Raw genomic sequence first — 12586 nt, forward strand, 5'->3', positions numbered from 1 at the left:
GGCGTTAAAAGGAAATGGAGCAGTTGAAAACAGGTATTTTATTTCAGGACGGATGTGTCCTGCAGCGGCAGAAAGAAATTGCCGTCTGGGGCGAAGGGCCGGAAGGGGAAGAGGTGACGGTTGCGCTTGCCAGCAGCAGGGTCGTCTGCCGTGTGGAGAACGGAAGCTGGCGCTGTACGCTGCCGCCGATGGAGGCCGCGGAAGGGCTGTGCATGGAAATCACCTGCCAGAAAGAGACGCTTTCCATCAGGGATGTTTCGGTGGGAGAGGTATGGATCGCAGGAGGACAGTCCAATATGGAATTTTTCCTGTGCTATGACGCACAGTGGGAGGACATGCAGTGCGCGGCGCATGAAAACAAAAACCCCCGCATTCATATGTTCAATGTGCCCCGGCTGGCATTTCCCGGACATGATAAGGATGTGTCGGAGTGCGGCTATTGGTTTGAGGAAGAGGATGACGCATGGCCGTATTTCAGCGCGCCCGGATATTCCTTTGCCAGGAGCCTGCAGCCTGTGCTGGGTGTGCCTGTGGGAATCATCGGCTGCAACTGGGGCGGCACCAGCGCTTCCACCTGGCTGGAGGAGAGCTGGCTTAAGGAAGCGCCTCTGGATGTGTATCTGAAGGAATATGAGGCGTCCGTGGCGGGTAAGGATCCGGAGGAGCTGAAAGCGGCCTCGGTAAAGGCCTTTGCCCTGGAGGACTCCATGGAGCATCGGAGGGAGTGGGCCGGCGTGATGTACGGAATCGGCCTGGAAGAACAAAAAGAGTGGATGAAAAAGCCGGCAGGCCCGGAAAACCCCATGGGTCCCTACAATGTGGGACGTCCCGGCGGCCTGTATCATCAGATGCTGGAAAAAATCATCCCTTTTTCAGCGAGGGGTGTTCTCTGGTATCAGGGAGAATCGGACGAAGGCCATGCGGAGATTTATGACAGGCTGTTTACGGCCATGATCCGCTGCTGGAGAAAGAGCTTCGGACAGGAGCTGCCCTTCTTGTATGTACAGCTTGCACCCTATGGCTGGTGGCTGGGGGGCACCGGGGAAAAGTATCCCGAGCTTCGCCGCAGACAGGAAATGGTGGGCGAGAGCGTGCCCGGCGCATATATGGCCTCCATCATGGATCTGGGAATGTATGAGGATATCCATCCCAAGCATAAAAAAGAAGTAGGGGAACGTCTGGCGCTGCTGGCACGGGGAAAGGTGTACGGCGAGCCGGTTTTGTGTGAACCTCCGGCCCTGATCGGGGCGGAGCGGACGCAGGAGGGCATTGCCCTGCATTTTGCCAATACGGGTATCGGCCTGTGGGAGATGGAAGAACAGCCGGAAAACGAGGCGGAGGCGGAACGGCCCTCTCCGCTGACCGGGCCGGAACAGATGAAGGACGGATTTGTGGTGAGCCAGGAGGGCAGGCTGCTGGAAATCAGGGAGATTGATTTGCGCGAGGATACGGTGGTGCTTCGGACAGAGCCGCTGTCCGATGCAAAATGCCAGGTTTCCTTCGCCTGGGTGCCTTATATCAGAGTCAGATTTTATAATTCCGCGGATTTGCCCATGAAGCCCTTCATGTGTGAGGTATAGAAGCGGGAAGAACGGGAATCCTGAACCATAGGCAGGCAGGCGTTTCTTTGGGAAACGCCTGCCGGGAAGCAGTTTTTCGGAAATTGTCTTTCCGGAAGCAGCAGCTTCTGAAAAAGAGACGGAGGTGCCTATGGCAGGGAAAGGTTTTTTTAAAGGATGGTATTTCAAGCAGGAAAAAGGCAGCCGCGCGGCTGCCCTGATTCCTGCTTTTCATTTTCCGGCGGATGCTCCCGGATATGCTTCGGTGCAGGTGATTACGGAGGAAGCGGCCTGGAACTTTAATTTCCCGCTGGATGCGGTAAAGGTTTTCGGGAAGAAGGATACGATACAGATAGGAAACAATTATTTTTCTCCCCGGGGCATCCGGGTGTCCTTAAATAAAGAGAAAGACGGCCGGACCATAAAAATAGAGGGCCGGATCCGATACGCTGGTTTGACGGCCCTGAAAAGTGATATTATGGGCCCCTTCCGCTATGTACCCTTCCTGCAATGCCGCCACGGCGTGGTGAGCATGTGCCACAAGACAAGAGGAAGCTTAAAGGTCAATGGCGATACCTATAATTTCCATGGAGGAAGAGGCTATATTGAAAAGGACTGGGGCTCTTCCTTCCCTTCCTATTATTTCTGGTGCCAGTCCGGCTGGTATGACAGGCAGGAATGCAGCCTCATGGTATCGGTAGCCGACATCCCCTTCCTGGGAGGCCATTTCCCGGGCTGCATCGCATTTGTTTATTACCGGGGAAAGGAATACCGGCTGGCAACCTACCGCGGCGTGAGGATTTTGAAATTCTGTGAAAATGAAGTGCTGCTCCGCCAGGGAAAAATGATGCTGTCCATCCGGGTAAAACCAGCGGAAGGACAGCATCTGAAAGCGCCGGTCCAGGGCTCAATGAACCGTTTTATCAAGGAAAATCTGGTATGCACCGTATGGTGCCGGTTCTGGCTGGACGGAAAGCTTATATTTGATCATCTGGGTATGGGCAGCGCGGAATTTGATACCGGAACGAACCGGCTGCGTTAGGGCAATTTTTAAATACGCCTTATGAAACGGGTATTGCGGCACCGGCTATTTCCGCCGGGACGCCAAAGGCATCATACATGTTATAGGTAATGACATAGTCCAAGCGGTTGGTAATATTTTGTATGCCGTCGTTTTTGCCGGGAATTACACCATGGATACTGATAAGAAGCATGGATGCGGCGTCAAAGGTATAGATTTGTGCAACATCATCTGAAGAAAGGGTATATTGGTATATCGTTCCATCAGTATAAACCGGAATTCCGGTCAGCCCGGGACTGGATTTAAGCAAGGTGAAAGAATCCTGCATACTGAAACCGGTGACTCCCTGCTTGGCTCGACGGGATTTTAACGTCCACTGCAGATTGTTTTTGCTTGTATATTCTTTCATGACGTTTCCCTCAAAGGCGGTGTACCTTTCCAGGCTTGCCGCTTCCGTATTTCCACCGGTGGTAGTGCTTTCTACAGCCTGATAGTATATACAGGAAGGATTGGCGGTCAGCTGGGTTGTTATACTGTGGAAAAAATTCACCTGTGGGGTGAGGGAATATGTCATTTCAATGGATTCCACACTTTCCACGTGATAGGAAGAAACGCCGGCCAGGGCTGCTTTTGACTGATCAACCAGCTGGGCAGCCGTAAATGGCGCCTGCACCATCGGCGCAGCCGTCACAGTCAATGAACTCATGGTGAATAAAACAATCCCCAACACAATCCCCTTCATTTTTTTGAACTTCATATAAAATCCCCCTTTTAATTTTTTGCTGATACTTTAACCAGTACCAGATGTCTATAAAAGAATTATATATAATTGTGTGGCCAAATACAATCTGTTTCGGTTAAAAGAGAACTTCCCCGGGCCCTGACACTTGGATTTCTTGTCAGTTCCGTTTATAATGAAGTATCGTAACTGTTCAGCAGGCCAGCGCATTTAGCTGCAAAAGAATCAGGAGGAACCCCAAAATGAACATACTTGTAAGCGCCTGTCTTCTTGGAGTGGACTGCCGGTATGACGGAACCGGCTGCCTGCTTCCTATACTGGAAGAATTAAAAGAAAGGCATCATCTGATACCGATCTGCCCGGAAGCCTTCGGAGGGCTTCCCACACCCCGTCCGCCGGCGGAAATTCTTGACGGGAAGGTAATCAATGCTGAGGGCGCGGACGTAACGCAGCAATATGAGAAGGGCGCGCGGGAGATTTTGAAGCTGGCCCGTTTATTTAACTGCGAAGCGGCAATTCTCAAGGAGCGCAGCCCGGCCTGTGGCTTCGGAAAAGTACATAACGGCCTTTTTGACGGAGGGCTGGTGGAGGGAAACGGCGTGCTTGCCGGGCTCCTCAGCCGGGAAGGGCTTATAATTATCGGGGAAACGCAGACGGACAGGCTTGCACGCCTGTAGCTGCTGCGGGACTTCCCGGGGGCATTAACATAGCGCCTTAATGATTCCGCTTTTTTTAAAAAAATCAGAAATCAAAAAAAACATTTGACTTTGACGCTGCGTCATAGATTACACTGAACTCATTCAGAACGGAACCGGTCCCCAATGAATGAAGAAAAGGATGGATAAAGGAATGCAGATGAAAATCAACGAGGCAGCGAAAATGACGGGAGTGACTATAAGGACGCTTCATTATTATGACCAGATCGGCCTTCTGCGGCCGGAAACGGTAACGGATGCGGGCTACCGCCTGTACGGGGAAAAGGATATGGAACGGCTTTCCCAGATCCTGTTTTTCCGTGAACTGGATTTTCCGTTGTCACAGATTAAGGAAATGCTGGATTCCCCTTCCTTTGACAGAAATGAGGCATTAAGGGCGCAGCATGAACTCCTGAAAAAAAAGAAGGAGCGGCTGGAACGTCTGATTGCCCTGACGGAACGAAGAATGGAAGGAGAAAAAGAGATGAGTTTTCAGGAATTTGACAGTAGCGAAATTGAACGCTGCAAGGAAAAATATGCAGAGGAAGCCAAAGAACGCTGGGGCCATACCCAGGCCTGGCAGGAGAGTAAAAAACGCACGGACGGCTACAGCAACGGGGAATGGGAGGCAGTGATGAAGGAAAGCGATTCCATCATGCAGGCTTTTGCGCAGAGCAGGGAGCTTGCGCCGGAGTCTGAGGAGGTGCAGGCGCTGGTGGCAAAATGGCAGGATTTTATCAGCGCCAGATATTATACTTGTACGGATGAGATTCTGGAGGGCCTTGGACAGATGTACACAGCCGACGAACGTTTTACGGAGAACATCGACCGTTTCGGAGAAGGAACGGCGGAGCAGATGTCGAAAGCGATTGCCTGTTATGTGAGCCGCAGAAAAAACAACGGATAAAAAGCCTGAAGTACAAAACGAAGCATAGATAAAGCCGCAGGATATCACCTGGCAGCTGCCCATCATCAGCATGACAATTCAGCCCGCAAATGCTTATTACTAAAGCCTGTGCGGGCTGAATTGAATAGTTAATTTCAAGAAGTTAATTTATTGCTGTTGGCAGTTCCTTATCCTGCGGCTTTGTGCTATGCTGAAGGTACAGGAGGATGAAATGCCATGAAAATTGATATGAATAAGCTGGTTGCCCTGGTGAAAGGGACAAAAGGGCTGCTTACGGATAAGCAGGCGGTTTCACAGGTAACCGTAAAGGGCGTATCGGATTATGTGACCCAGGTGGATTTCCGGGTTCAGGAATACCTGAGGGAGCAGCTTCATAAAGAATGGCCCCGGATACAGTTTATGGGTGAAGAAAAGGATAACAGTGAGATAGATTTTAACGCGGATATATGGATTCTGGATCCGGTGGACGGGACGACGAACCTGATTCATGATTTCAGAAACAGCGCCGTATCTCTGGGGTTGTGCAGAAGGGGAGAAATGGTATGCGGCGTGATTTACCAGCCCTTTTCCGATGAGGTTTTTACGGCAGTGAAGGGGGAAGGCGCTTTCCTGAACGGAGAGCCCATCCATGTCAGCCGTGCGGAAACAATGGCTGACAGCCTGATATCCATCGGAACCACGCCCTATGAGCATGAATATGCGGATCGGAATTTTGAAATATTCAAAAAGGTGTTCCTGGACTGTCAGGATATCCGGCGGATAGGCTCCGCAGCCATCGAGCTTGCCTATGTTGCCTGCGGCCGGCTGGACGCTTTTTTTGAAATGAACCTGAAACCCTGGGATTATGCGGCGGGGCTTCTGCTCATTGAAGAAGCGGGCGGCACGGTGACCGGTTTTCAGGGAGAAAAGCCTGTCCCCTGGGAAAAAGGAAGTATTGTGGGGAGCAACGGCCCTATCGGGCAGCTTCTTGTAGATCAATATATTAATTAACCGTTGGTTTGAAGCAAGCCAGTGTATTTAAGTCTGTGTATTTAACAGGCCGGCCTGGGAACAAGGACAGAAGGGAGGGCACAGTATGCTGCTGATAAAATTAACGGCGCTGATTATGGGGATGGTGATGGCTCTGACGGGAATGAATAATGCTTTTCCCCAGTCCTCTCTTTTACCGGAACAGGGGAAAAGGCCCGCACAGGCGGCCTGCCTGCCACGGCCCCGAGGCGCTGCGGAGCGTGCTGCGCTTCTGCCGGTAATGCTTGTGGAGGAACCCATTGCCCGCCCGGCACAGACCGGCTTTGATATTATGCAGACAGAAGCCTATGGCTTCAATGTTTCTGGGCAATGGACCACAGGCCCGGGGCCTGACAGCATACCCTGGGGAATCTGGTTTCCCAATTCCGATGCGGTGCTTCTTGTGGATGTGCGGCCGACAGTGCCGGAAAAGAGCACCTTTACCCAGAATTGGGAGGATACGAAGAAAGCCCTGGAACAATCCGCAGAAGAGGTGCTTGGAAATAATCTGGAAGCCATAGATTTTTATACGAAGCAGGGAAATGGGGAGAGCACGATTTATGTGGTGGAATTTGCCGGAAGCCAGGTGGATGGCAGCTGGTATGTCACGGTCTGCTACTGCTTCGGTGATAATTATATGGCGGAATTCATCGGCGTCAATCCCTATTCCGCCGCAGACTGCCGGGAAATCACCATGGGAGCCGCGCGATCCTTCCGCGAGCTGGGGAAGGCAGGGCAGAGGGAAGGCGTAAAAGCGCAGGGAATGGGGCAGGAAAACTGGCCTTACCCATATCTGCATAATCCCTTTGCAATAGTTGCATATTATATGGACGCAGAGGCGCCGTATTTCCCGTCATTGGAAAGAAGCGCGTCGGATTATGAAATCAAATGGAAGGATAAGGGGATTGAGACGATTGTCCGCGCCCTTCTGGAAAAAGATAGCGGTCCGGTGATGTCCAGTGATTTGGACCGTTATGAGTCCTTTTATGTAGTGGGCTGGCTGGGAGATTTTTACCGGATTGGAATGGGAGACCGGATGATGGAAATCCCTTCGGACGGGCTGACTATCCGTACCCTTGAGGATTTGCAGGAGTTTGGCAATCTGGTGTCCCTCACCTTTGAGGTGCGGGATTTTACCGATGTTTCCCCGCTGTCCGGGCTGAAAAAATTAAAATACCTGAACCTTATGGTATCGCCAAAGCTTTCCAATCTGGATTTTCTTAACGGGATGCCGCAGCTGGAGGAACTGATGATGTGGGGCGAGTCTTATCCGGAAATTAAGGATATCAGCGTATTCCAGGGGATGGACAGCCTGCGTTCGGTTATGATTATCCTGCCAGGTATCAAAGATATCTCCGTATTTGCCGGGCTTCCCAACCTGGAAACGCTCTGGATTAACTGCCATAAAAATGTGGATGCCGCGCCGGTAATCGCCGCCGGGCAGATCAAGAGCCTGATGATAAATGCGGAGGAAATCCGCTGAACGGCAGGAAGCCGGTATTGCTACCCCTGTTTTCTCGTTCCGTCCGGGTGAAAGGTTTTCTTTAATGCCCGTTCAACCGGGTAAATGGAACCGATCAGCACAGCACACTGAACGATACATAAAAGCAGGCTGACAAGGCCGACGGTGTCCTCATCACTGTGTATAAAAGGAAGCTGAACCAAAATGGAGGGAATCAGCAGGAGCCATCCTGCTTTCCACCATATTTTTCCGCACAGTGCATGGGCAAAATCCCAGGTGTCCCTGTTCTTCCGGGACATTGCAGTGCGATATCCGAAGAAATTGTTGATTTCCTTAGGCGGATGCTTCAGCATAACCCGGCCGAAGCCAGCCATAAACAGAGGAATCAGTAAATTGCAGAGAAACATGAATATCCAGAACCACATAATAACCGCCTTTCATCTTAAAGTTCGGAAAATTTCCGGTAATTTAGGGACTGCCCTTATTGCGGGTACCGGCATTTGGACTGTGTCTGAGATTGATTATAATCCGCCTGTGTCCTGTTGTCATCTGTCATTAAGGAAAATGCGGCACGGCAGAATATGGTTATATCGAACTGTGGTTTCCTGTAAAAAAGAAATAATGACAGAAGGAGGGGATCTTAAGCCGGTATAGCAGGCTGGGGATCCCGCTTTTTGCTTTCGGTAAAATTGACGGTTCACACAAGGAGAAAATACTGATATAATAGGTGCAAATTCAGACAGGGCGCCATATGACTGCGAATACATGCAGTTGTAACAGGATAAGGCGCCGGACATCAACAGACAGTCAGAATAAGGAGGAAAATCCTCTGCCCGCAGAGGGCTCGCATTTTGCTCCGCAAAAACAAGGAGGATGGGAATATCGGGGGTCGATATTTTCCAGTGGATTTGCAATGAGAAAAAAGACAAAATTTACGTTTCTGGCAGCGGCGCTCAGTGTCAGCTGCCTGTTCACATCAAACTTAGCAAACTTAACGGCATCTGCCCAGGTGCCGCAGGCATCGGCAGAGCAGCAGGCCGCAGCGGGGCAGCAGGAGGTAGCAGCTTCACAGGCCGAGGCTTATCGCCGGGCGCAGGAAGAATATGCGGCTCAGCTTGCCGCTTACCAGCAGGCTCTTTCGGAGCAGCAGGCCAGGGAGGCCGTAGAGGCTGCCCAGGCGGAAGCGTCGGCTCAGGAAGCAGCACGGAAGCTCCAGGAAGAAACAGCAGCCCAGTGGCAGAAGCTGCAGGAGGAAGCCGCGGCACAGATACAGAAAGCACAGGCAGAAGCGGCAGCACAGGCTGCAAAGGCACAGGAGGAAGCCGCCGCGCAGGCAGCAAAGCTACAGGAAGAAGCCGCCGCGCAGGCTGCAAAGACACAGGAGGAAGCGCAGGCAGCTGCCAGACAGCTGCAGGAGCAGGCGGATACTATGCTGGCCCAGCAGGCCCAGGCTGGTACGGTACCCAATGGAAGGCTGATTGCCGCAGGCTTGTTATCCTCACCTGCGCAGACACCGCTGAAGGGGCTGAGCGTATCCGTCCTGGGAGACAGCATTTCCACCTATCAGGGATATATTCCCGATGGCTATGCATGCTTTTACCCTGAGGCAAATAATGATGTGAAGGATGTGACACAGACCTGGTGGATGCAGGTGCTTTACAATACAGGGATGCGCCTTGCTGCAAACGGTTCCTATTCCGCAAGCACGGTTTGCGGGGATTCCAAGGATGAGCATTCCAGCGCCGGCTGCAGCGACCGCAGAATCAATGACCTGAAAGGACCTTATGGAACCTCGCCGGATATCATTCTTGTTTATATGGGAGCAAACGATTTCTTCCGGGCGATGGAACTGGGTAAATTTGACGGAGTTCCCACAGGACGCGGTGAGAAATATTACGTTAATTTTTCGGAGGCCTATGAGCTTATGCTTCAGAAGCTTCTTCGCACCTACCCGGTCTCCCGGATTTATTGTATGACGCTCACAGAGGCCAATTCAGGGGATCATCCCAGGGTGAATGAAAAAGGAAATACCATTGCCGACTTCAACAGCCGGATTAAGGCAATTGCCGCGGCTTATGGTATTCCTGTGATAGATGTGCACAATTGCGGTATGGAGGTTTACGAGCTGAACCATTATACCAGCGACGGAACCCACCCAAATAAAGAAGGTTCGACAAAAATGGCGAATTATGTAACATCGGTGCTTTTGCAGAATGCCTGGTATCCTTCATAAGCATTGCTTTTTGAGGCACCGGCGGATACCTGTAAAACAACCGGGGCGGTACCCGTAAACAACCAGGAGGATTGAATGCTGTCAGTGCTTTGCCTGATTTTGGTTTTAATCTACCTATACAGAAATCACCTTTACAATAAGCTGGACAGAAACAAACTGTCGCACAGCTCTTATTATGATGTCACCTATGGCGGAGAACGTAAATGCAGCGGGGAGGTCCTCCGCATACTAAGGGATGTGGGCGGTTACAAGAAAATTCTTGTGAACTGGCGTTACATGGAGAACGCAGAGGCTTTTGCCGCGGATATCATCATGATACACGAGACAGGCATATACGTTGTGGAAGCCAAGGATTACCAGGGCTGGATTTCCGGTAATCCGGAGGAAGAGTACTGGGTACAGACCCTCTGCGCCAGTCAGCTGACCTCTTATAAAAACTATTTCTACAACCCTCTTCTGAAAAATGAGGCCTGCATTGCCCGCCTTCAGAAGGAGCTTCCCGACATGAAGTGGCTGCCTTATTTTTCCCTGGCAGTCTTCGGAAATTCCTGTGAACTTGAAAACGCGGGACTTTCCGATAATACGTCCAAAATTATTCTTGCCCGTCAATTATCCTATACCATCTACGGTATGGTGCGCAGCGCCAGAAAATTCCTGGCCCCTCAGGTCATTGATGAGATATATGACCGGCTGAGTGTCTCCGGCAAGGTGAAGTCCACCGGCGGAAGATACAGCTCCATACAGGCTGTTTCAACATGGGGACGACGGTGAAAAAGTTAGTAAAGTTATTATTCTTTAAAATAAGAAAAGCTCAGTATTTACATTAATCCCTGTAAATACTGAGCTTTTTAATAATGCACCGAGTACAGATAAATCCGAACCCTCAACCTCCGCAAGACCGGCCCTTGCAAAGTGTAGTGTGTTATACGCTCTGTCGGCGTTGCCGTAAAATGATGTTGCCGCCGGGGAGGGCAAAGGGATTGAAGCGGCAAGAAAACAGGGCTGTGATTGCGTGGTGTGGGCCGCAAGTGCAGGGCTGGTTTTATCAGCAGACAGAGCGTATATGAAAGCCCCCATTCCTCGTCTCACGCCGAACTTTGGGACAAAATGTCCCTAACTTGTAGACACACTCCTGTAAAAATTAAAATGGGCGGGAAGTCATTTTAGGGCTTTCCCGCCTTGATTACCCGTCTGCAAAGGCGGCAGGACTGTCAACGGCGGCGCATTTATGTTTCATAATCTTAGAAGTTAGTTTGCTAATTCACTCACTGGTTTTTGGCTAAAAAGGACAGTGATAGCATATACATATTCGTAATCATATTTTTCGTATTCCTCTGGTTGGAAAAAATAATCAACTACATAGGAATGTACTTCGTTTTTAGAAGTTATTATCTGTATCACTAACGGAATTTCTTGGTCGTAAACAATTTTCTGTTTATCGCTCAAAGTAGAAGTAGCATAGCCCATACCAGTAATATCATTCTTGCTTTCTTTGAAATATGATGTCGAACCACTATTATGTTCACTTTGTACGGCAATTCTCAATCCGTCTGCGACATTATCAAAGCCGAGAGCAATCCGTCCTTCCGAATCCTCGAATGCTTGCCCACCACCACCTGCGATTATATGCCATTCTCCATCAATTAATTCATAGATGTTTATTTGCATACTTTTCACAGTATCATCTATGGAAAAATCATACAGACGGTATTCTTGATTTAATCCCAATAGTTCGGCAATATTTTTTTCTTCTTCTGTCAACTGTGCTTCTTCAATATACATTCGGTCTAAGTTATTTTCTGCACAGGCACTCAACGAAATACTCATTACCACACACAGTAACAATGCCCATATCCGTTTCACCATAAAACCTCCTCATTTTACTTCGTCCCTCGTTGTGGGGTTGGATTTTTCAGCAAGTCTGATTTCTCTGCAATCTTTTTCAGCAACTTCCTTTCTTCTGCTGACAGCTTCCTGTAATTCAGCTTGAGCCGTTTACATATAAACGCCAAAGATGCTTGCTCTGGGTCGCTGTCCTCACTGGCGGCTTCATCAACAGACGGTAAAAATCCTTTCAGCGGGTTGTCCTCTGGAACTCTGAAAAAATTGTTCCTGTGGGCTTCTCGCAGGTCAAAGGCAATCTCGTTTATGTCCTGCTGTATCACATAGCGGCAAAAGCTGTCCTCGTCTATGGACGGTAATTTACTGCCTTAACTGCGGGTCGGTCAAGCCGGGGGTGTGCTGCTTCATAATCGTTGAACTCACAGCGTCCACAATTCCATTCAGAAAGTGAACGGAAAAGGAGGTCTGCTGTGGACTGTTAGGCAGGAAAAAACTTGATTTATCGGGCTTTACAAACCCACAACCGGGGCTGGTGGTATCAAGTACCAACTCCTCCGGAGAACGGGCTTCTAACCGTCCGCAAAATACACTATGACAAACACCATTTATATTCATCAGCAGGAAAAGGTATTCCGCTTTACCCGGCTCCCGAATTTTCTCTTTGAAACACCTACATTCCAGCCTTTGAGCAACGAAGCGAAGCTGCTGTACGCCTTTATCCTTCGGCGGGCGGCAGACTTCCTTATTGACCGTATCCCGCCGGAGGTGCTGGCAGAACTGAAACAGCAACGGCGGTATCACTCACGATACCGCCGTTTTTGCTTTAGCACTTAAGATATACTAAAAATCCGAAGCCATCCCCAATTGGAACCGGGTTCGGATTATCATTATCTGATGCGGCTAACAGGACTTGAACCTGCACGGTCTCCCACCAGAACCTAAATCTGGCGCGTCTGCCAATTCCGCCATAACCGCAGCTTGCAGCATAAGCTATGCTGTCACGTCCATTATTATACCGTGACGGTTTTCCTGTTGTCAAGATGGTTTGCAGAACAGTTGACAGAATTTGTAACAGTTCAGGCAGGTTTGTGCATTCACTGCGCAAACCGTGAGAAAACGT

13 protein-coding genes, 1 tRNA gene and 1 pseudogene are annotated in these 12586 nt (G+C 50.1%); 9 read left to right on the top strand and 6 right to left on the bottom strand.

All coding sequences use genetic code 11. The features are described 5' to 3' along the window. Positions 1-14: 14 nt before the first annotated feature. Both HMPREF1548_RS14390 and HMPREF1548_RS14395 read left to right on the top strand, forming a co-directional pair. Positions 15-1580 carry a sialate O-acetylesterase gene (locus HMPREF1548_RS14390; RefSeq protein ID WP_021636971.1) on the top strand — a complete coding sequence of 522 codons (1566 nt, stop codon included), beginning with the start codon at positions 15-17 and terminating at the stop codon, positions 1578-1580. Between the two features lie 130 nt (positions 1581-1710). After that, positions 1711-2601: a tocopherol cyclase family protein gene (locus tag HMPREF1548_RS14395; RefSeq protein ID WP_021636972.1), complete on the top strand. Its 891-nt coding sequence runs from the start codon at positions 1711-1713 to the stop codon at positions 2599-2601. A 19-nt stretch (positions 2602-2620) separates the two neighbouring features. Here the strand turns inward: HMPREF1548_RS14395 and HMPREF1548_RS14400 are convergent, their stop codons facing one another. Then, the gene (locus tag HMPREF1548_RS14400) at positions 2621-3337 is read right to left on the bottom strand and encodes a hypothetical protein (protein ID WP_021636973.1); all 717 of its coding nucleotides are present in this window, start codon (positions 3335-3337) and stop codon (positions 2621-2623) included. Positions 3338-3561: 224 nt separating this feature from the next. Between HMPREF1548_RS14400 and HMPREF1548_RS14405 the strand changes: the two genes are divergently transcribed. From HMPREF1548_RS14405 to HMPREF1548_RS14420, 4 genes are all read left to right on the top strand, one after another. Then, on the top strand, positions 3562-3996 hold the full coding sequence (locus tag HMPREF1548_RS14405; RefSeq protein WP_021636974.1) for a 2-thiouracil desulfurase family protein: 435 nt from the start codon (positions 3562-3564) through the stop codon (positions 3994-3996). Positions 3997-4156: 160 nt separating this feature from the next. Then, entirely contained in the window at positions 4157-4921 is a 765-nt protein-coding gene (locus HMPREF1548_RS14410) for a MerR family transcriptional regulator (RefSeq protein WP_243003263.1), read from the top strand. 216 nt (positions 4922-5137) lie between these two features. Next, entirely contained in the window at positions 5138-5911 is a 774-nt protein-coding gene (locus HMPREF1548_RS14415) for an inositol monophosphatase family protein (RefSeq protein WP_021636976.1), read from the top strand. 85 nt (positions 5912-5996) lie between these two features. Then, complete coding sequence (locus HMPREF1548_RS14420) at positions 5997-7412, top strand: leucine-rich repeat domain-containing protein (RefSeq protein ID WP_021636977.1); 1416 nt, start codon at positions 5997-5999, stop codon at positions 7410-7412. Positions 7413-7432: 20 nt separating this feature from the next. On the opposite strand, the gene HMPREF1548_RS14425 is transcribed toward HMPREF1548_RS14420, so the two are convergent. Further along, positions 7433-7816 carry an SdpI family protein gene (locus HMPREF1548_RS14425; RefSeq protein ID WP_021636978.1) on the bottom strand — a complete coding sequence of 128 codons (384 nt, stop codon included), beginning with the start codon at positions 7814-7816 and terminating at the stop codon, positions 7433-7435. A 488-nt stretch (positions 7817-8304) separates the two neighbouring features. On the opposite strand from HMPREF1548_RS14425, the gene HMPREF1548_RS14435 reads away from it, so the two are divergent. Continuing rightward, positions 8305-9624, top strand: a complete 1320-nt coding sequence (locus HMPREF1548_RS14435; RefSeq protein ID WP_021636980.1) for an SGNH/GDSL hydrolase family protein — start codon at positions 8305-8307, stop codon at positions 9622-9624. Between the two features lie 75 nt (positions 9625-9699). Continuing rightward, positions 9700-10395: a nuclease-related domain-containing protein gene (locus HMPREF1548_RS14440; RefSeq protein ID WP_021636981.1), complete on the top strand. Its 696-nt coding sequence runs from the start codon at positions 9700-9702 to the stop codon at positions 10393-10395. 24 nt (positions 10396-10419) lie between these two features. On the opposite strand, the gene HMPREF1548_RS29990 is transcribed toward HMPREF1548_RS14440, so the two are convergent. From HMPREF1548_RS29990 to HMPREF1548_RS14450, 3 genes are all read right to left on the bottom strand, one after another. Then, positions 10420-10701: a hypothetical protein gene (locus tag HMPREF1548_RS29990; protein ID WP_021636982.1), complete on the bottom strand. Its 282-nt coding sequence runs from the start codon at positions 10699-10701 to the stop codon at positions 10420-10422. A gap of 171 nt (positions 10702-10872) precedes the next feature. Then, positions 10873-11490 carry a hypothetical protein gene (locus tag HMPREF1548_RS14445; protein ID WP_021636983.1) on the bottom strand — a complete coding sequence of 206 codons (618 nt, stop codon included), beginning with the start codon at positions 11488-11490 and terminating at the stop codon, positions 10873-10875. A 14-nt stretch (positions 11491-11504) separates the two neighbouring features. Continuing rightward, entirely contained in the window at positions 11505-11789 is a 285-nt protein-coding gene (locus tag HMPREF1548_RS14450; RefSeq protein ID WP_021636984.1) for a hypothetical protein, read from the bottom strand. A 268-nt stretch (positions 11790-12057) separates the two neighbouring features. Between HMPREF1548_RS14450 and HMPREF1548_RS30545 the strand changes: the two are divergent. Beyond that, positions 12058-12195 (top strand): annotated as a pseudogene (locus HMPREF1548_RS30545) (replication initiator protein A); the annotation flags it as partial. A gap of 166 nt (positions 12196-12361) precedes the next feature. Here HMPREF1548_RS30545 and HMPREF1548_RS14460 read toward each other — a convergent pair. Then, positions 12362-12441, bottom strand: a tRNA-Leu gene (locus HMPREF1548_RS14460). Between the last annotated feature and the right edge of the window lie 145 nt (positions 12442-12586).

Origin of the sequence: Clostridium sp. KLE 1755, from assembly GCF_000466465.2 — a bacterium.
Taxonomy (GTDB): Bacteria; Bacillota; Clostridia; order Lachnospirales; family Lachnospiraceae; genus Eisenbergiella; species Eisenbergiella porci.